Annotated in this window: 21 protein-coding genes; 14 read left to right on the forward strand and 7 right to left on the reverse strand. The window is 40.7% G+C overall.

Annotated elements, in window-relative coordinates; translation table 11 throughout:
• Positions 1-54 precede the first annotated feature (54 nt).
• Entirely contained in the window at positions 55-1,149 is a 1,095-nt protein-coding gene (locus MKX55_RS05730; RefSeq protein ID WP_339183135.1) for a sugar diacid recognition domain-containing protein, read from the reverse strand.
• Between the two features lie 147 nt (positions 1,150-1,296).
• Here MKX55_RS05730 and MKX55_RS05735 point away from each other — a divergent pair, with 147 nt between their 5' ends.
• The 7 genes from MKX55_RS05735 (at position 1,297) to larC (ending at position 8,398) form a co-directional block, all read left to right on the forward strand.
• On the forward strand, positions 1,297-2,463 hold the full coding sequence (locus tag MKX55_RS05735) for a glycerate kinase (RefSeq protein WP_339236733.1): 1,167 nt from the start codon (positions 1,297-1,299) through the stop codon (positions 2,461-2,463).
• Positions 2,453-3,577, forward strand: a complete 1,125-nt coding sequence (locus MKX55_RS05740) for a 2-keto-3-deoxygluconate permease (protein ID WP_339183139.1) — start codon at positions 2,453-2,455, stop codon at positions 3,575-3,577. The genes MKX55_RS05735 and MKX55_RS05740 overlap by 11 nt, the downstream gene beginning before the upstream one ends.
• A 168-nt stretch (positions 3,578-3,745) precedes the next feature.
• Entirely contained in the window at positions 3,746-5,020 is a 1,275-nt protein-coding gene (gene larA, locus MKX55_RS05745; RefSeq protein WP_339236736.1) for a nickel-dependent lactate racemase, read from the forward strand.
• Between the two features lie 122 nt (positions 5,021-5,142).
• On the forward strand, positions 5,143-5,982 hold the full coding sequence (larE, locus tag MKX55_RS05750; RefSeq protein ID WP_339236739.1) for an ATP-dependent sacrificial sulfur transferase LarE: 840 nt from the start codon (positions 5,143-5,145) through the stop codon (positions 5,980-5,982).
• 245 nt (positions 5,983-6,227) lie between these two features.
• Positions 6,228-7,121, forward strand: a complete 894-nt coding sequence (locus MKX55_RS05755; protein ID WP_339236740.1) for a LarC family nickel insertion protein — start codon at positions 6,228-6,230, stop codon at positions 7,119-7,121.
• A 33-nt stretch (positions 7,122-7,154) separates the two neighbouring features.
• Positions 7,155-7,901, forward strand: coding sequence for a nickel pincer cofactor biosynthesis protein LarB (larB, locus tag MKX55_RS05760; RefSeq protein ID WP_339183148.1), 747 nt, complete (start codon positions 7,155-7,157; stop codon positions 7,899-7,901).
• Positions 7,902-7,930: 29 nt separating this feature from the next.
• A complete protein-coding gene (larC, locus tag MKX55_RS05765) occupies positions 7,931-8,398 on the forward strand; it encodes a nickel insertion protein (RefSeq protein WP_339183150.1) in 468 nt (155 codons plus the stop codon).
• A gap of 85 nt (positions 8,399-8,483) precedes the next feature.
• Here the strand turns inward: larC and MKX55_RS05770 are convergent, their stop codons facing one another.
• Genes MKX55_RS05770 through MKX55_RS05780 form a run of 3 tightly spaced genes read right to left on the reverse strand, consistent with a single transcriptional unit; the run spans position 8,484 to position 9,483 of the window.
• Positions 8,484-9,116: a protein kinase family protein gene (locus tag MKX55_RS05770; RefSeq protein ID WP_339183152.1), complete on the reverse strand. Its 633-nt coding sequence runs from the start codon at positions 9,114-9,116 to the stop codon at positions 8,484-8,486.
• The gene (locus MKX55_RS05775) at positions 9,116-9,241 is read right to left on the reverse strand and encodes a hypothetical protein (protein ID WP_339183154.1); all 126 of its coding nucleotides are present in this window, start codon (positions 9,239-9,241) and stop codon (positions 9,116-9,118) included. Before MKX55_RS05775 ends, MKX55_RS05770 begins: the two co-directional genes overlap by 1 nt.
• Before the next feature lie 17 nt (positions 9,242-9,258).
• Positions 9,259-9,483: a hypothetical protein gene (locus tag MKX55_RS05780; RefSeq protein WP_339183156.1), complete on the reverse strand. Its 225-nt coding sequence runs from the start codon at positions 9,481-9,483 to the stop codon at positions 9,259-9,261.
• Positions 9,484-9,633: 150 nt separating this feature from the next.
• Between MKX55_RS05780 and MKX55_RS05785 the strand changes: the two genes are divergently transcribed.
• The 4 genes from MKX55_RS05785 to MKX55_RS05800 all read left to right on the forward strand — a co-directional run bounded on the left by MKX55_RS05785 (position 9,634) and on the right by MKX55_RS05800 (position 12,845).
• The gene (locus tag MKX55_RS05785; RefSeq protein ID WP_339236742.1) at positions 9,634-9,816 is read left to right on the forward strand and encodes a hypothetical protein; all 183 of its coding nucleotides are present in this window, start codon (positions 9,634-9,636) and stop codon (positions 9,814-9,816) included.
• Between the two features lie 191 nt (positions 9,817-10,007).
• Positions 10,008-11,942 carry an aconitate hydratase gene (locus MKX55_RS05790; RefSeq protein ID WP_339236744.1) on the forward strand — a complete coding sequence of 645 codons (1,935 nt, stop codon included), beginning with the start codon at positions 10,008-10,010 and terminating at the stop codon, positions 11,940-11,942.
• A gap of 14 nt (positions 11,943-11,956) precedes the next feature.
• Positions 11,957-12,124 carry a hypothetical protein gene (locus MKX55_RS05795; protein WP_175297038.1) on the forward strand — a complete coding sequence of 56 codons (168 nt, stop codon included), beginning with the start codon at positions 11,957-11,959 and terminating at the stop codon, positions 12,122-12,124.
• A 217-nt stretch (positions 12,125-12,341) separates the two neighbouring features.
• On the forward strand, positions 12,342-12,845 hold the full coding sequence (locus MKX55_RS05800) for a GNAT family N-acetyltransferase (RefSeq protein ID WP_339183161.1): 504 nt from the start codon (positions 12,342-12,344) through the stop codon (positions 12,843-12,845).
• A 68-nt stretch (positions 12,846-12,913) separates the two neighbouring features.
• On the opposite strand, the gene MKX55_RS05805 is transcribed toward MKX55_RS05800, so the two are convergent.
• Both MKX55_RS05805 and MKX55_RS05810 read right to left on the reverse strand, forming a co-directional pair.
• Positions 12,914-13,870, reverse strand: coding sequence for a glycine betaine ABC transporter substrate-binding protein (locus MKX55_RS05805; protein ID WP_339236747.1), 957 nt, complete (start codon positions 13,868-13,870; stop codon positions 12,914-12,916).
• Positions 13,833-14,393: a GbsR/MarR family transcriptional regulator gene (locus tag MKX55_RS05810; RefSeq protein ID WP_042532482.1), complete on the reverse strand. Its 561-nt coding sequence runs from the start codon at positions 14,391-14,393 to the stop codon at positions 13,833-13,835. Before MKX55_RS05810 ends, MKX55_RS05805 begins: the two co-directional genes overlap by 38 nt.
• Before the next feature lie 237 nt (positions 14,394-14,630).
• Between MKX55_RS05810 and betB the strand changes: the two genes are divergently transcribed.
• Together betB and MKX55_RS05820 are read left to right on the forward strand one after the other, a co-directional pair.
• Positions 14,631-16,100: a betaine-aldehyde dehydrogenase gene (gene betB / locus MKX55_RS05815; protein WP_339236750.1), complete on the forward strand. Its 1,470-nt coding sequence runs from the start codon at positions 14,631-14,633 to the stop codon at positions 16,098-16,100.
• 63 nt (positions 16,101-16,163) lie between these two features.
• The gene (locus MKX55_RS05820) at positions 16,164-17,372 is read left to right on the forward strand and encodes an iron-containing alcohol dehydrogenase (protein WP_042532486.1); all 1,209 of its coding nucleotides are present in this window, start codon (positions 16,164-16,166) and stop codon (positions 17,370-17,372) included.
• 173 nt (positions 17,373-17,545) lie between these two features.
• Here MKX55_RS05820 and MKX55_RS05825 read toward each other — a convergent pair whose 3' ends face one another.
• Positions 17,546-18,289 (reverse strand): glucose 1-dehydrogenase, encoded by a 744-nt coding sequence (locus MKX55_RS05825; protein ID WP_339236753.1) that lies wholly within the window; start codon positions 18,287-18,289, stop codon positions 17,546-17,548.
• A 494-nt stretch (positions 18,290-18,783) separates the two neighbouring features.
• Here MKX55_RS05825 and MKX55_RS05830 point away from each other — a divergent pair, with 494 nt between their 5' ends.
• Positions 18,784-19,680 (forward strand): DMT family transporter, encoded by an 897-nt coding sequence (locus MKX55_RS05830; RefSeq protein ID WP_042532489.1) that lies wholly within the window; start codon positions 18,784-18,786, stop codon positions 19,678-19,680.
• Positions 19,681-19,793: the final 113 nt, after the last annotated feature.

Below are 19,793 nucleotides of genomic sequence, written 5' to 3' on the forward strand. Positions count from 1 at the left end.
GAATTGATTGAAAGGCAAGGGAGTTTGATACACTGCTTATCAAACTCCCTTGCCTTATTTATTTTGTTCATGAATCCATAAGGCCACCTGCAAAATAAGAGAATCATTGAATATTTTCGGATTATATCCTGTCTCCCTTGTTATACTATTTATCCGGTAAAGCAATGTATTCCGATGTAAAAATAGGGCGTCAGCTGTTTTTTGGATATTTAAATCATTTGCAAAAAATGCTTTTAATGTCATTGCCTGTGTTTCATCTAAACCGTTCAGGATTCGCCTGGAGAACCTTTCTCTAAGCGTCTGGTCAAGCTGATAAAGCAATGCTCGTACTTCAATCTGGCTGAATGAAATTACTTCGATTTCCGGCTCACTGATTTTTAAGGCGAGCTCGCAATCGGAATAAGCCTGATAAAAATGTTTCAGTTCATGAAAAGCCAGACTATTGGCTATTCTGAATGTAATACCCAGCTTATGAAATAGTGCTTGCAGCGCTTCTACTTTTCGCACGGCTTCGATCTCTTCCATTTCAGACACGGCAATAAACAGCTGATTAAGGTTTATAAATCCGGCAATAGCAGGACGCTTACCAAATAACCGCTCTATTTTTTGAATCAATTCTTGTTTTTGGATAGTGAGTGTATCTATTTGAATGACGAATGCCATGAATGGAGGCGTTAATTCTATTTTCAGCATCTCAAGCCCTTGCTGAATCGTTTTATGAGAGGCATTGCTTTTTAACAGCTGGTCAATAACCATCTCTTTTGTACGCTGTTTCCACTCAAGCTGTGAAGTAATAAATTCCTGATCAATCATCAGCTCTGTAGTCATTTTCACCAGCTCCCCGATATCCTCCATCTCATCCGGATTGCCGGTAACCCCGATCACTCCGATAATGGTGTCCTGAAAGACGATAGGTAAATTGATTCCAGGCTCTGAGCCTTGCCAGGAATCCCCTTGTTCAGGGTAAATAGAAAGTGTTTCTCCACTGCTCAGCACTTCTACTGCTCCTTCGTGAACAGTGTGCAGTCTAGTTTCATCCAGAGCGGCAATAATCTCTCCGTTCATATCCATAATATTAACGTTTCGGTTTAAACGGAGGGAGGTTTCTCTGACGATGGCATTCGCAATTTCTTTTGTCAACATATCCATTATTTAAGCTCCTTTGTTTATACCATACAATAATAAACTATATATTCCTCTTATTTTTGTATGATATAGCCATATACAATATAAGTCAATATTCGTATAATTTAAACTACAGATAAAAAGAAAACGCTTACTAAGGAGTGTGATGAAATGAAGATTATCGTTGCTCCAGACTCATTTAAGGGAAGTTTAAGTGCAGTCGAAGCAGCTAATGCCATAGATAAAGGAATCAAAAAAGCTTTTCCGCATGCAGAAACCGTCTTAATCCCTGTTGCTGATGGAGGCGAAGGAACATTGGAAACACTGGTTGCTGCTACAAAGGGAGAGGTAAAGCATGTCATTGTAACAGACCCATTAGGGAATAAAGTTGAGGCTGGATATGGTGTGTTAGGAGATAAGAAAACATGTGTCATTGAAATGGCAGCAGCATCCGGACTTACTTTGCTATCTGAAGAAGAACTTTCCCCTTTGGAAGCAACAACCTATGGGACAGGGCAGCTGATTAAACAGGCTCTGGATGATGGTTTTACTTCTTTTGTCGTGGGATTAGGAGGCTCCGCTACGAATGACGGAGGTGCCGGCATGCTGCAGGCGCTGGGGCTGAGAATTTTAGATACAGAAGGAAATGAAATCGGTTATGGAGGAGCCGCATTAGATAAAATTGCTTCCATAGAAACCGATTCATTTGATTCCAGAATTAAAGATTGTCAATTTTTAATCGCCTCTGATGTAGAGAATCCATTGATTGGATTTAATGGAGCATCTCATATTTTTGGACCACAAAAAGGAGCAACTCCGGAAATCATAGAGCAGCTTGATAAAAACCTGGCTCATTTTGCGGATCAAGTTGCAGAGGTTACTGGCATTAGATTGCATGATATGCCGGGTGCAGGAGCTGCGGGCGGCATCGGAGGAGCATTTCAAGCCTTCTTTCCATGTGAACTGGAAAGAGGAATTGATGTTGTCCTGGAGTATAGTAACATAAACCAATTTTTGACAGGAACAGATTTAGTCATTACCGGCGAGGGAAGAGTAGACGGGCAGACTGCTTCTGGTAAAACGCCGCTGGGAGTAGCGCAAACAGCGCAAAGGCAAGGAGTTCCAACGATTATTTTAGCAGGATCGGCAGGTGATGATACGGCAGTGCTCCATGATTTTGGTGTTGTCAGTATCCACAGTATTATCAATAAGCCAATGACGTTAGAAGAGTCTATGCGAAATGCATCTGTTCTATTGGAATTAAGTGCTGAACAAGTTGTTCGTTCTTATTGTTACGCTTTTAATCACATCAAAGGAGGAGCGGTTTATGAGAATTAAGGATACAATTGAAAAAGTACCTGGAGGGTTAATGGTAGTTCCACTTTTATTAGGAGCTTCTTTGAACACGATTGACCAAATGCATATACCGGCAGTGATGAGGGTTCTTGAATTTCTGGGAGCACCGCAAACAGAGGAAGGCTACTATGAATTTTTACGAATTGGCGGTTTTTCACAAGAATTATTTAAAGACAGTGCCCTTGTATTAATTGCTTTATTCCTATTCTGTGTGGGCAGTCAGATGAATTTGAAAGTCGGCGGAAAAGCATTGAAAAAAGGGATATTGCTTACTGGATCTAAATATGGTGCCGGATTAGCTGTCGGAATGGCTTTTGGATTCTTTTTCGATCCAATGAGCGGGTTATTTGGACTTTCAACGCTTGCATTAATAGCGGGAATGACGAATAGTAATAGCGGAATGTATGCTGCTTTAACCGGGAAATTTGGAAATAGATCAGACGTTGGCGGCCTTTCTATTCTGGCTATCAATGATGGACCGTTTCTAACATTAGTTGCACTGGGTGTTTTAGGTACTGCATTCCCGATGATTTCATTTATTGCTGTTTTGCTTCCAATTGGAATCGGTATGATTTTAGGAAATCTGGATCCAAAAATACGAGAATTTCTAAAACCGGGCGAGGCTGTTACCATTCCGTTTTTCGCCTTTGCTCTTGGAGCTGGTATGGATTTGTCAAACTTCTTTAATCCTGCTGTTCTTACAGGCGGGTTAACGTTAGCATTTCTAACATTTTTCTGTTCAGCCGGCGCAGGTATTCTTGTGTTTAAACTGTTTAGAGAAAAAAGTTTTATTGCACCAATTTCAGAAGCTTCGACAGCAGGAAATGCTGCTGCAACACCTGCAGCTGTGGCTGCCGCCGCTGCTGTAGCTGTAGGGGCAGGAGGAATGACACAAGCAGAATACGATGCGATTCAGAATATCGTACCAATGGCAACTGCTCAGATTTCTATCGCAACTATCACGACTTCATTACTTTGTCCTTTAGGTGTTATTTTAATGGACAGACATCAGCGGAAAAAAGGAATTGATGGTACAAAAGAAGATTTGGGTTTAAAAGAGAATAAACAGGAAACCAAATATGCGGTTAATGACTGATAGGTTATAAGAAGCAGGTTTTATTCGACAAATCATGTTATTCTGATGATACAATGATATATTAATTTACAAATAAATATTTTGAAGCAGTAACGGTTTACTGCAAATGACGTTTAAACCTAAAAATGTACAGGATATAAGCTATTAAATGAAATGAGGTTTTTGAATATGAAGACGGGTTTACTGTATGGAAAGAATGGAATTTCTTTAGATTTGCCAGAAAACGCTTTACTAATTGAACCGACCAATCTGCCAAAGATGGAAGATGAAAAGGAAGCAGTCCGTCAGGCTTTGCGAAATCCGATTGGCAGCGCACCCTTGAAAGAATCTGTCAAAGCAACCGATACGGTCTCCATTGTCATTAGTGATATTACCAGACCGACGCCCAATCATATTCTAGTTCCAGTGTTAATTGAAGAATTAAGTCATGTACCGTTAGAGAATTTTGTTATTATAAATGGAACTGGAACACACCGCGATCAGACAAAAGAAGAATTTGTTCAAATGTTAGGAAGCTGGGTTGTAGACAATATACGAATTGTAAATAATCACTGTCATGAAAAGGATACACTTGTTAACCTTGGGAAAAGCAGCTTTGGATGCGATGTTTACCTGAATAAAGATTACGTAGAATCTGATTTTAGAATTGTAACCGGTTTTATAGAGCCCCATTTTTTCGCGGGCTTTTCTGGAGGTCCAAAAGGAATCATGCCCGGAATAGCGGGGATTGAAACGATTATGACCTTCCATAATGCGCGGATGATTGGAGATCCGCTCTCCACATGGGGAAATATGGTGAATAACCCGGTTCAGGATATGACCCGTGAAATTAACGGGATGTGCAAGCCCGACTTTATGTTAAATGTTACATTAAATCGGGAGAAAGAAATTACGAATGTGTTTGCTGGCGAGCTTTATCAGACACATGATGAAGGGTGTGCGTATGCAAAAGAGCACGCCATGTTCCATTGTGAAGAGCGGTTTGATGTCGTGATCACATCTAATTCCGGCTATCCGCTGGACCAAAATTTATATCAGGCCGTAAAAGGGATGAGCGCTGCCCATAAAATTGTCAAAGAGGGCGGTTCGATTATTGTAGCATCCGAGTGTTCAGATGGCTTGCCTGACCATGGAAACTATGCGAAAATTTTTGATATGGCAAAGAGCCCGCAGGATCTGCTGGATATGATTAATAATCCGGAATTTAAAATGTTTGATCAGTGGCAGGTTCAGAAACAGGCTGTCATTCAGGTCTGGGCTGATGTCTATGTTTACTCCAAGCTGACGGACGAACAAGTAACCAATGCAATGTTAAAGCCGACTCATGATATAGAACAGACATTAGAAGAGCTAAAGGAAAAGTATGGGGAATCCATGACCGTTGCTGTTATGCCTTTAGGGCCATTGACGATACCTTACGTTGAAGAAAAAGTGAAATCTTGAGCTGAGCGTAGTATACTAGTAATAGAATGAAATGTATTTAGTCATTAAATAAATGGAAAGCTTTTTATATACTTTTGTTAGTAAAATATCCCCTTCAGTCAGGGGAAATGAGGTGAAGATGAATGATGGAAATCAATGAGAAAAATCGTTATTTAGGGAAAACACTGAAGGAAATGGGACGTGTTATGGTTGCATTTTCAGGCGGCGTAGACAGTGCAGTTGTTTTGAAAAGAGCGCAGCAGGAGTTAGGAGGTAACGTGCTGGCAGTTGTTGTGGCATCAGAATTATTTCGTGAATCCGAATTTCAGGCAGCGGTTCAATTAGCAGAGAATCTGGGTGTGAAGGTGCACCAAACAGAAATAAAAGAATTGAACCAGCCTCAAATTGCAGCGAATAACCCAGACAGCTGGTATTACAGTAAAAAATTGCTTTACACCCATCTGAATCAGCTGGCGGAGGAATTGGATTATCCGTATGTGTTAGATGGAATGATTATGGATGATGAAGCAGATTTCCGTCCGGGGCTAAAGGCAAGAACGGAAGAAGGCATCCGCAGTGTGCTTCAGGAAGCAAATCTATATAAACCGGAAGTCCGCGAGCTTGCGAAGGAATTGGAGCTTTCAGTATGGAATAAATTAGCTTCCTGCAGTTTAGCATCCAGATTCCCGTATGGTACAAAACTGGACAAGCAAAAAGTAAATCAGGTTAATCAGGCGGAGCTTTATTTAAAACGTGCCGGTTTTGATGAAGTGCGTGTACGTTATCATGATAACGTGGCGCGTATCGAAGTTGCAGCTGATAAAATGATGGAATTACTGGAAAAACGTACAGAAGTTCAACATAAACTTGTATCTCTTGGTTTCGACTATGTATCGATAGACTTACGCGGTTACCGTACAGGCAGCATGAATGAAGTATTGCCAGAAGCTTCTTCAAAACAGCAAATCGCTGCCAATGCTTAAAACGCAACTTCATTCCGTGGGAGTTGTTTCCTTTCTCCCATTGAATTAGCTTGAGTGATTCAGGAGGTTAGCGCCCGTTATCTCCCACCTGAATAAATTTATTTTTACTCTCTATTTAGAGGTAGAGTTTTTACGGGCGATTCTCCGTGATAAATTTAATCATAATCTTTTACGGGAAAGCAGTTGAAAAAACTGCTTTTTCGCGTGAAAAAAGTATAAAGAAGATAAATAAAGGAGTAATTTTCATGAAGATGTTATATTTGGATTGTTTTTCAGGAATAAGCGGTGATATGACGATAGGAGCGCTGCTTGATGCGGGAGGGAGTTTTTCCCATTTGCAAAACGAGTTGCAGAAGCTTCCTTTAGCCGATGAATATGAATTAAATGTATATAAAGTAGTGAAGAATGGAATTACAAGCACAAAATTTGATGTGGTCCTGAAGAATGAGGAGCATGGACATTCTCACCATGATCATCCTGAACAGGACGCCCATGAGCACGGCCACAGCCATAAGCATATTCATGAGCATAGCCATGACCATCATCATGAGCACCATCATGGTCACAGTCACGATGAGGGACATCACCACCATCATGAACACTCGCATCACGACCATAGCCATCATCATCGTTCCTATCGTGATATTGTAAATATGATTCAAGAAGCAGATTTATCAGAAGACGTGAAAGATATGGCGTTAAAGATATTTAAAAAAATCGGTGAAGCAGAAGGGCATATTCATGGTGTGCCGCTGGAGGATGTCCATTTTCATGAAGTAGGCGCTGTTGATTCGATTATTGATATTGTAGGGACAGCTATTTTATTAGAAGAGCTTGAGATTGATGAAATCAAGTCAGCAGCTGTTCCAACAGGATCTGGAAAAATTCACATTGATCATGGGGTGTATCCTGTCCCGGCACCGGCTACGTTGGAGATTTTGCGTGGAGTACCGATTGCACAAAGTGATTTGAAAGCAGAATTGACAACGCCGACGGGGGCTGCTTTTGCTGCGGTGTTAGCGAAGGAGTTTTGTGATATGCCGTCTATGAAAGTGGTGAAAGTGGGATATGGAGCCGGTACGAAAACATTTCCGAATCATCCCAATGTACTCCGGGTTATCATTGGCGAAGAGGCGTAAAGATTGAAAAAGTTTGGAGAGTAGGACACGTAAATGGAAGAAATTTTAAAGAAAGTCCAAAATGGAACATTAAGCATAGAGGACGCAAAAAAGAAGCTAGCGACTTATGAAGATTTAGGTTTTGCCAAAGTAGATCATCACAGGAAACAACGGCAGGGTTTTCCGGAAGTGATTTACGGAGAAGGGAAAACTGTGGAGCAAATCATAGCTATCCTGCAAGCAATCAAAGCGAAGCAGAATGATATTTTAATTACAAGGATTTCACCGGATAAGGCAGATAAAATTTTAGAGGTTCATCCTGAATTGACGTACCATGATATGGCACAAATCCTGTCCTTGAAGGTGGAAGAGAAAAGAGAAGAAAAAGAAGGATATATCGCTATTCTCTGTGCAGGAACCTCTGACTTGCGGATCGCTGAAGAAGCAGCCGTTACTGCTGAAGCATTGGGCAGTAATGTACGCCGATTTTATGATGTCGGAGTTGCTGGAATTCACCGGTTATTAGATCAGGCTCCAGCTATTCAAGGCGCAACGGTTTCGGTCGTCATAGCAGGAATGGAAGGGGCGCTTCCAAGTGTGGTCGGCGGTCTTGTTTCGCATCCAGTCATTGCTGTGCCGACAAGTGTGGGTTATGGTGCGAACTTTCAAGGTCTGTCGGCATTACTGACGATGCTGAACTCCTGTGCGAGCGGAATCAGCGTGGTCAATATTGATAATGGCTTCGGTGGTGCATATAATGCCGTATTGATTGACCGGCTGGCTCAAGGAAAAGAGGAGTAGCATTTCGCAATAAGAAGGGAGTTGTCTAGGTGGCACCAAAGCATCCTCCGAATCAGGAACATATTGATGATAATATGATGAAAGTGGAAGTAAATTTGGATGATATTTCAGGGGAATGGCTTGGATTTGTAATGGACCGTTTATTTGAAGCAGGGGCAAATGATGTCTTTTACACCCCTATTTATATGAAAAAAAATCGGCCGGGGGTATTACTGCAATTGCTCTGTTCCAACCATGCATTGCCAGAAATGAAGGAAATCCTGCTGCAAGAAACAACCACGCTTGGCATCCGTTATTATCCGCTGACCGTCCACCGCATGGAAAGAAAGTTTATTCAAGTGGATACCGCATGGGGCCCTGTAACGGTGAAACAGGGAATCTCTTCTAATGGAGAGGTCTTTCAAAGCTCCCCAGAGTATGCAGACTGTAAAGATATCGCTGAAAAACATGGAATTCCATTGAAACAAGTATATGGAGCGGTTTGGAGGCAGTTATAAAAAAGACACAGACGATTTTATATATTAAAATGGTCTGTGTCTTTTTTATTAAAATTTAGTGATTGAAAAGGAAAAGAGCCCGTATCTAATTCTTTTCCTTTCTGACAGGCAGATATTGATAGAATCGGTAAAGCTTTGATACGGCATACATGACCCATCTTGGAATCTTTTTTGGGAAATTCGTACGCTGATAATATCGTGCATAAGCCCATTTTAAATCTTCCCATTGCGTACATTTTTTCTCCTGGGAAAAACGGGCTGTATCAATCAGACGCACAGCGCCTTCTTTGGTCAGGATAAGGTTATGCAGATGGATATCTGATGGGTTTAATCCTGCCTCTTTCGCAGTATATAATCCATTATCCACATGCTGGATATGTTGAGATGTCAACGGAATACCTTCCGCCAGACATTCAAAGAATGTTTTGCCCTCAATAAAATCCATTACTAAATAGTTACTTCCTGCTTCATATATCGTTGGGTAGTAAGGACTGCCATTTAGCTTTTCGTAATTTTGCTTTTCTTCCCTTGCTGTTTTTTCAAAAGACGGGTAGAAAATTTTAATCACTTTATGTTCATTTTTTATTCTGAATACAGCGGCACTTCTCCCCGCCCCATAGAGTTCTAAGTCACTATGATACCTGCGTATTTTTATGCGTCTGTGTTTCTTCGTAAATAGAACGGTGGATACATAGTGATTGTACATGGATTGTTTCATTATTTTTTAAAACTGCCTTTTCTTTTGGCTACTTCCTTTTTAATCACCGGCAAGGCATGTTTTTGCGCTTGTTTTATTCCTTCTTTTACCATTTTAGACTTGAGAAGCTTCGTAAGTTTAGACATTTCTTTTCCTCCTTGGCTTATGTGCGGCAAAAGCTAATAAAAAAGAGACCTTTGCCCACATATTTTTTGGACAAAGGTCTCGCAAGCAACGAAATGAAACGGTTGCCAGCAGTGCCGAGGATTTCTCCTGTAATGACGACAGCTGCTATTATGCTACTCCCCTTTGGGATTAATTTGAATGTATATTTATTATAGAGGGCTTGTTCAGCTAGCGCAAATTTTAACGTAATTAAATTATCCACGCATGTTTCTCTTTTTTTAATACGTTTGCTATGCAGGAATAGGCGTGATACAGCGCTAATAAAAGCCTTCTTATATACCTTAATTCATCGTTTTCCGGCTTTTATTCAAGGGTAAACACGTATAAAGCACTTTGGAAGGAGCGGCGAACCGTGAAAAACCGTTGGGTCAGTGGACTTTTATATGCTTTAACGGGCTCCGTCATCATGCTTATGGTCAGTATCCTTCTTGGAGGAGAGCCTTATTGGAATGGAATAATTGGTTTTCTGCTGGGAGGGTTTACTTATGGGGCATTTTTTCGTCCAGTGATGGAAAAGAAAATGAAATCAAAATAAAGGATGGGTATGCTTCAAAAATCGTATATGCAGAGAGGGGAGGAGGATGTGTTTGTCTGTTAACGCCTCACAGATGGTACGAATCGGAGGTTTTGAGGAAGTAACATGAAGTTTAACTTCATTTGCTACGTGTAATAATTACTATATAAGCATATTCTAATCAGGACAGTATATTATAAGGAGGAAGCAACATGCAGCTTAATGCAGCGCAAAAATTAATTCAAGATCATTTGCTGTCAGGAGAGATGAAGCCCGGAGAAGAGATTGGTTTAAAAATTGATCAGACGTTGACGCAGGATGCGACAGGTACCATGGTGATGCTGGAACTGGAAGCGATGGGCATTGATAAAGTGAAAACAGAGGCCTCTGCACAGTACGTGGATCATAACCTGATTCAGGAAGATTTTCGGAATGCGGATGATCACCTATTTTTACGAAGTGCGGCACAGAAATTCGGTATTTATTACAGCAGACCCGGAAATGGGGTCAGCCATCCAGTTCATATGCAGCAGCTGGCACGGCCGGGAAAAACCTTATTAGGTTCGGATAGTCACACATGTGCCAATGGCTGTATGGGCATGTTAGCGATTGGTGCAGGCGGAATTGATGTTACGATGGCAATGGCCGGTGAAGCTTACTATGTGAAAATGCCGCGCATCATGGGGATTGAATTAACAGGAAAACTGCCAGATTGGGTCAGCGCCAAGGACGTTATTTTAGAAATGCTGCGCCGTCATGGCGTAAAAGGCGGTGTCGGTAAAATCCTTGAATACTATGGACCAGGCGTGAAGGAGTTATCTGCTATGGATCGGCATGTGATTGCCAATATGGGAGCAGAGCTTGGAGCGACCGCCACAGTATTTCCGTCAGATAAAGAAATTAAACATTTTCTAAAAACACAAGGGCGCGAAGACGAGTGGATTGAATTAAAAGCAGATGATGGAGCGGATTACGATGAACATGAAGAAATTGATTTATCTGCGCTGGAACCTTTAATTGCAAAACCTTCCAGTCCGGGGAATGTGGTGCCTGTTACGGAAGTAGCCGGAGAAGACATATACCAGTCTTACATCGGTTCTTCTGCTAATCCGGGATACCGCGATTTTGCGATTGCCAGTGAAATCGTAAAAGGGAAGCAGATTGCGAATGGCGCTTCTCTGGATATTAACCCGACCTCCAGGCAATTGCTGGAGCAGCTTGTAGAAAACGGACATATTGCGAATCTGCTGTCTGCCGGCGCCCGGATGCATCAGGCAGGGTGCAACGGCTGTATTGGCATGGGACAAGCTCCGGCTACAGGTAAAAACAGTTTACGGACGACACCCCGGAATTTCCCAGGACGGTCTGGAACAAGAGAAGACAGTGTATTTCTTTGCAGCCCGGAAACAGCCGCTGCATCTGTATTAACCGGGGTTATTACAGATCCGAGAACATTGGATATGCCTTATCCGGAAATAAAAGAACCGACTACTTTTTCCACGCAGGGCATGCTGGAAGCACCACCGAAAGATAATCATCAGATTGAACTGGAAAAAGGACCGAATATCACGGCCATCCCAGATTTTGAACCGATTGAGGATAACTTTGATGTTCCTGTTTTACTGAAAATGAATGATAACATTTCAACAGATGAAATTCTCGCTGGCGGTTCACGCGTCTTGCCATACCGCAGTAATATTCAAAAAATCAGTACCTTTGCATTTGAAATTATTGATGATGATTATTACGAAATGGCGATGAAACAACGTGATGACGGTGGCCATATGGTTGTTGCAGGTTTTAATTACGGCCAGGGTTCAAGCCGGGAGCATGCGGCGCTCGCACCGCGTTATCTTGGATTAAAGGTCGTACTTGTAAAAGACTTTGCCCGTATTCACCTGCAGAACTTGATTAATTTCGGTATTTTACCGTTAACGTTCGTCAATGAGGAAGACTATGATCTGGTTCGTCAGGAGGATACGCTTGAATTTCGTCACATCCACCAGACGATTCAAAATCAGCACACCTTCGATATTAAATTAAAAGGAACAGATCGTACGATTACCGTTCAGCATGATCTGACCAAACGGCAGCTTGAAATTCTGCTGGCCGGCGGAATTATTAATTGGATTAAAGAAAAACAATAGAAAGGAAGTCAGCAATGGGATCTCAGGAGCATGCCTGTAAAGCTTGTGAAGGAACAGGTTTATTAAGAGATGATGAGCAGTGGCAGTATACTTGCACTGTTTGTCACGGTGATGGATTTGTTGCCGCTGTGGAGAAGACGGAAAAGCTTCAAGTCGATGAGAACCACAGGGTCATTGATTAATAATAAACAGTCGGAGCAGTTCTGTTTACAGATACAGTCGCTGCTTCGACTTTTTTTGCATATAAAAACACCAAATCGTTTCTTTAAATATATTCTTTACATTTAAGAATAACCAGATTTACAATCCTGTCGACAGAAAGCTTTCGTTGTGAAATAATATATGAAAAAAGTATCGAGGTCATATATACCGTGTGATACAGAAGAGGGTGTCTATTAGATGATACATATTGCCCCGCTGCAAATAGAAGATGAGGATAAGCTTTACACATTTGAATTACATAATAGAAAGTACTTTGAAAAATTTGTTCCTTCCCGTGGAGAAGCGTTTTACCAAAAGGATTACTTTCATGACAGACTACGTGAATTGCTGAAGGAACAAGCGGATAGTAAATCTTATTTTTTTCTAATCAAGGATGCTGATGGAGAAATTTTGGGGAGAGTTAACTTAACAGATATTCGTCCTTCACAGAAAATCGGCTTTTTAGGATATCGGGTTGGTGAAGCTCATACGGGAAAAGGGATAGCAGGAAAGGCAGTTGAGCTTCTCAAAGTGGAAGCGGAGAAAACATTAAGATTAAAGGGTATCAAGGCACAGACAACTGCAGATAATATAGCTTCTCAAAGCGTTCTGGGAAAGAATGGGTTTAAGGAAATAAGCAGGGAAGATACTGTTTATGAAGGAAAGCCTCTTACTTTTGTTTACTATCAATTAAGCTTTTAAAATCAATAGTTGCATTGATAAAATGAAGCAGTCTGATTGGAATTCCCATCAGACTGCTTCATATCGAGTTATTTTTCCAGCCATTGATTCACAAGATTTCGATTATCATTCACCCATTTTTCAGCACCTTCCAGCGCTTCTTTTCCTTCATTTTCAGCCTCACTGATGTAGCTCATCAATTCACCAATTTGTTCATCATCCATTTTCCAATTTTTCAACCATTGATCGACTTCTGGATAATCCTCATGAAAATTTTGGCGGGTTGCGTGATGAATTTTTTCAGCCTCTCCAAAGATATTTTGAGGGTCGTCTAAATATTTTAAGTCCATTTCTGAAAATACACGATGTGGGTTCCATAACGGCACAACAATATCCTCTTCATTAGTGATTGCCTGTTGTAACGCGGTCAGCATAGCGGGTTCGGAGCTGGCCGTGAGCTCATAATCCAGCTCGTATGCTTCCATTGCTTCTTCCACTACTAACATCGTGCCTGCTCCGGCATCGAATCCAGTTATTTCTCCATTTAAACTTTCCTTATTCGCATTTAAATCTTCTATACTATCCAAATAATCCATATAAGCCGGTACGACTAAACCAACTTTTGCATTATCATACCAAGTTTCTTCTGAGAAATTAATAGCATCTTCATATTGTGCTACATATTCTGCATCTTGAACAGGCAGCCATATTTCAGGACTGATATCCAGCTCATCATTTTCAAGTGCCGCCATTTGTGTCCCGATATCTAATAAATGCAAGTTTACTTCATAACCTTCTTCTTCTAGAATAAATTTCCACATATTTGTAATTGCGATATTTTCTTCCCAGCTGATTTGGCCCATATCGAGGCTGTTGGGGTTATCATCTTCTGCCGCGGATTCGTTCGATGTATTTCCGCCGCATGCACTTAATAATAGAATCGAAATTGCTGTGATAATGAGAATATTTATAGGTTGTTTTTGAAAGTTAAAGATGGTATCTCTCCTCTTAGTCTTTTTGGGATGTGTCCTTTGGTAAAAACTCAAAAATTTCTTCGGATCGAATACTGTGTACCAACTGATCCAGCCAGTTGTAATAAACCTTGGACTGGTTTAATAATTCATAATGATGTCTAGCTTCTTCTTTGAAGCTGTCAGAAACATGCTCATCATGAATAATTTCAAGAAGTGGTTTTTCAGCCTGATGGATAGCTTCCATATTTGTATTTGCTTCCCGTTCCCACATTTGGCAGAAGTAGGCCATAAAGGAATGAAAGAAATTTTTCTCCGCAGTATAGGTATGTTTTCTGGAACCACGCTGGAATTTCTTTTTTACCATTCCAATTTGCTGGAGATGGCGTACATTGGTGCTCATACTAGGCTTGCTCATACCAAGCTCTTCCCGCATTTCATCCAAATTCATTTGATTTTCAAAATACATCGTTGCATATATTTTACCGGCAGCTGGTGTTACACCGTATAAGTCCATCGTTTCCGATATCGATTGAATAACCTGATCTTTTGCCTCTTCTATTTGTTCTCTTGCCCTCTCGTCATGGGGATTGTTCAAAATAATGACCTCCTACAGATCAATGTCCATAAAGTTAAAATTTTTCTTAACAAACTTAATGATAGTAAAATATATAAATTTGTCAAATGATTTGAGAATGCCAAAGCAAGGTTCTTTTATACATATAAGAAGAAAACAGGTTCGTTTGACAGGATGAAATTTATTCGTTAAGATTTATTTTGTTCACAACGTTAAATTTTTTCTTAACAAAGTTAACGTAAGTTAGGAGGAACTTATTTGGATACCAGCAAACAATATATCAATGGGGAATGGGTGCTTGCCCTCTCAGGAGAGACCAGAGAAATAATTAACCCGTTTAATCAGGAAGTCATTGCACTTGCTGCAGAAGGTAATGAAGAAGATGCTAAATTGGCCGTTGCTGCAGCTAGAAATGTTTTTGACCAAGGTGATTGGTCAGCGACTTCAGCAACTGAACGGGGAAATATCGTTCGTGATATTGCTGCACTGATTGAAAGAGATAAAGAAGAATTAGCAGAATTAGAATCGCTCGATACTGGAAAAACAGTGGAAGAGAGCAGAGGAGATATGGATGATATTGCCGGCGTATTTCGTTATTATGCAGAATTAGCAGATAAAGATGGCGGCGAAATGATTGATTCACCTGTCCTACATACTATAAGTAAAGTAGTCAAAGAACCTGTCGGTGTATGTGGACAAATTACTCCGTGGAACTATCCTTTATTACAGGCTTCCTGGAAATTAGCTCCTGCGCTTGCTGCAGGAAATACATTAATTATGAAGCCGAGTGAAATTACTCCTTTAACAACCATTAAAGTATTTGAACTCATGGAAGAAGCAGGCGTGCCAAAAGGAGTGGTTAATCTTGTATTGGGAGCTGGAGCAACGGTTGGAGAGGAGTTAGTCATCAATGAAGACGTGGACTTGATTTCTTTTACAGGCGGGATTGAAACAGGGAAACGTATTATGCGGTCAGCCAGCTCCAATGTGAAAAAGTTAGCTTTAGAGCTTGGCGGAAAAAATCCCAATGTTATTTTTGCTGATGCAAATTTTGAAACCGCAGTTGATCAGGCATTGAATGCGGTATTCTTCCATGCAGGACAAATATGCTCAGCAGGAACACGCATTATTGTAGAGGAAAGTATTCACGATGCGTTTGTTGAGGAATTGGTGGAACGTGTGAGAAAGATTCGGTTAGGCAGTGGTTTTGATAAGAATACGCAAATGGGACCGTTAATTTCAAAAATACATTTAGAAAAAGTGATGGCCTATGTAAATAATGGCGTGAAAGAAGGCGCAAAGGTTGCGGTTGGAGGAGCTCGTCCTGATGAACCAGCACTGCAAAATGGCTTTTTCTATTTACCAACCGTCTTGACTGGATGTACAACGGAAATGAATGTTGTACAGCATGAAGGGTTCGGTCCGGTTATTACGATAGAAACATTTCGTAATGAGGAAGAAGCTATCCGTCTCGCAAATGATTCTATTTATGGATTAGCTGGCGGGGTCTGGACAAAAGATATTGCGAAAGCAGAGCGATGTGTTGCTAACATGCGGATGGGTACAGTATGGATTAATGATTTTAATGTATACTTTCCGCATGCTCCCTGGGGAGGCTTCAAGCAGTCAGGCATCGGCAGGGAATTAGGCAAACTTGGCCTGGAAGAATATCAGGAAACAAAGCATGTTTACCATAATATAAATCCAGAGCCGATAAATTGGTTTTGAGGATAGTAGAATATGATTTTGATAATGAAATAGATATTAAATATGTTTTTGGAGGAATGTACAATGAGTCTTCATATGAAAGTAGAGCATATGCATAAATTTCATCAATTTGAATTACCAACAGCGATAAAACATGGAATCGGCGCGATAAAACATGTTGGGGAAGAGGTAAAAAACTTGGGAGTTACAAAAGCTTTATTAGTAACAGACCCGGGGATTTATCAGGCAGGTGTGACTGCGCCGATTGAAGCATCTTTGAAGAATGCCGGCATAGAAGTTGTTCTATTCAACAAAGTAGAGCCGAATCCTCCAGTGCGTTTGATTGCAGAAGGGTCCAGTTTATATAAATCGGAAGACTGTAATGGACTTGTAGCAGTGGGCGGAGGCAGCTCAATGGATACTGCTAAAGGAATCGGTGTAGAAGCGACTCATGATGGAAGCGTACTGGATTACGAAGCAGCGGATGGGAAAAAACCGTTAGAAAATCGCATACCTCCGCTAACAACAATTCCAACAACAGCTGGAACAGGCTCGGAAGTAACGCAATGGGCTGTTATTACAGATGAAGAAAGAGAATTTAAATTTAATACAGGCGGACCATTGATTGCTGCTTATTTAACAATTATTGATCCAGAGCTGCATGTTTCGATGCCACCGCATGTAACAGCAATGACTGGGATTGACGCGTTAGCACATGCCATTGAGTGTTATACCATGCATTATGCCCAGCCGGTGACAGATGCTGCAGCATTACTTGCGATAGAATACGTCGGTAAATATATTCGACGAGCGTATTCAGATGGAAATGATCTGGAAGCACGCTACGGGATGGCACAAGCTGCGATGTTAGCAGGGTTATCCTATGGCAGTGAATCAGCAGGGGCAGCACATGCGATGTCGCAAACACTTGGAGGAATCATTCCAGTAGCGCATGGTCAGGCTGTCGCAGCGATGATGGGCCCTGTTATGGAATATAATTGGAAAGGTCACCCAGCGAAATTTGCACGTATTGCTAAAGGGCTAGGTATCAATACATTTAATTTGACGGAGGAAGAGGCAGCTAAAGCAGCTGTGAATGAAGTTTATCAATTGGTAGAAGATTTAGAGGTTCCCAGCCTAGAAGAACAAGGCGTATCACCAGATATGACCGACCGTCTTGCGAAAGAAGCAATGAAAGATCCGCAAACAATTGGGAATCCGAGAGACTTGAATGAAGAAGGTTATAAATGGATTTATGGCCGCTGCTTCAACCAGGTTGAAAAAACAATATAATATTTTTTTAGAAGAACCTCCAACAGCAGCAGGATTACGTTGGAGGTTTTACATAGAAAACAGAATATTTTAGAGTAATTTGAAGAAAACAGAGAGAGCTGAAAAGTCTCTCTGTTTTTATATGGAATGAAGCGACATCATTACCCTTTAAATTACTCCTTGCAAGCCAACGGTTAAATATTGGTTCCCAGCGTAAGTCCGCCATCTACCACAATTTCAGCACCATTACAATAAGCACTCTCATCCGAAGCGAGAAAAGCAGCTACCTGTGCGATATCGTTAGACTGTCCGAGTCTTTTTAAGGGAATAGTCTCGGCTTCATTTACCTCTAAATTGCTGTCGCTTACCATATTTGTTTGAATAACGCCGGGATGAATGGAATTCACTCTGATTCCTTTAGGCCCTAATTCGATGGCAGCAGATTTTGAAAGATTGGACACTGCTGCTTTGGAAGCTGCATAAGCCGCTGCATCATTGATTGGAGAAAAAGCAGAGATAGATACATTATTAATAATGGATCCTTTTTGCTGTTTCTCCATGTAGGGTGCGACCGCCTTTATCCCCATAAAGACACCGAGCTGATTCACTTGGATCAACTGATGAAAATCCTCTGCAGTCGTCTCTAATAAAGGTTTTTTAATGAATATACCTGCATTGTTCACCAGTACATCTATTTTATTATAGGTTTGAATAACAGATTGAACAGCTGCTGCCCAGTCCGTTTCTTTGCTTACATCTAATTGAACAGGAAGGCTTTGGTCTTGCCCCATTTTGAAGGAGAGGGCTTCTGCATCCTCCAAATTTCTGGCTCCAAGGGCAACTTTTGCGCCAAGTGAAGCGAAGTGTTGGGCGATTCCATTCCCTTGTCCACGATTTGCTCCGGTTATTAATACAACTTGATCTTTTAAATTTGGCATAATTTCTCCTTTAATGTTGATTGCTTTCTATTTGAATTTATCACAGTTTGTCTATTAGTAAAAATGCATCTACTTAGCCGAGAGAGATGGGGCTAATAATCAGATAGATGAATCCTTTATATTAGCAGAAACCGAACCATTATTTTGAAATTTATTGTATTTTTTTTATAAAGGTTTTAAAATATTCATTTATAAGATAAAGTATAGGAAAATACTAACATGAAGTTTTTAAATAATTTTATTAATATGAAAACTACTATAAAAAATCAGGTGATATATACTTAACCATTGCCTGATTTTATTAGGTATGTCAAGTGAGAAAAAACTTGTATTACTTTATGCGGTTGAGTAGTTAGTAAATATGTATGTCATCATGCTAGCATTATCCGGTAATTGTTTCACTCTTGTTGTAAATATAAGAGCCGGCTTCGAAATAGAAATACTCGAATCTCTTCTTAACAAAATAAAAATCACTCTCAGAGGAGGGATAATCATTGAAACAAGGAACCATTAATATCCTTTTAGTAGTATCAATTATTTGCATATCCTTATCAGCAATCTTTGTAAAATTATCGGATGCACCTTCTACCATTATGGTAATGTATCGGATGTTTTTAGCTTGTTTGTTAATTCTTCCTATCGTGTACAAATACCGAAAATCCTTTTTAAAGATTAAAAGAAAAGAATGGGCAGCTATTTCCTTTGCCGGAATCTTTCTAGCGGGTCACTTTGGATTATGGTTCGAATCATTAAATCATACGACGGTGGCAAGCTCTACCTTGATATTGGCACTGCAGCCTGCAATTGCTTTGGTTGGAGGTCTGGTTTTCTTTAAAGAAAAAATAGATATCCGTACCGTGGCAGCAATGGGGATTGCATTTGCCGGCGTGGTTGTTGTCGGAGGCGGAAGTTTTGGCGGCGGCAGCGGAGCCTTGCTAGGAAATATTTTATCTTTTCTTGCTGTCGTTTCTGTAGTGCTGTATTTAATGATCGGTCAACGAAATGTAAAATCTATCAATCACTGGGTGTACAGCTTTTTAGTATTTTTGGTGGCAGGGATTACTGTAGCCGTGTTTAATCTGATAGGCGGAATAGCTTTCACTGGCTATAGTGGGAATGATTGGATGGTTTTCCTGATGCTTGCTATTTTTCCGACCGGGGCACATATTATTTTTAATCTGCTATTAAACTATGTTAATACAACAACAGTTTCAATGAGTACATTAGGAGAGCCAATCGGTGCTTCCATACTGGCTGTTATTCTTTTGAATGAGGTGCTTACTTCGGTGGAAATGATAGGCGGCGTACTAATTATTGCCGGAATATTTTACTTCCTGCGATTGCAGGGCGGTTCGAAACAAGCAGTACCAAAAGAACCGGAAAGCCTGTAAAGTCAAACTTCGCTCGGCGGAGGTTACGATCGGTTCACCATGATAGATAGGGTGTCATTTCCTTCCCGCGGCTTTTATAACCAGTTAATCTACGGTAAAATGAGTGAGCGGAT

Origin of the sequence: Oceanobacillus sp. FSL W7-1281, assembly GCF_037969835.1 — a bacterium.
Lineage (GTDB): Bacteria > Bacillota > Bacilli > Bacillales > Amphibacillaceae > Oceanobacillus > Oceanobacillus oncorhynchi.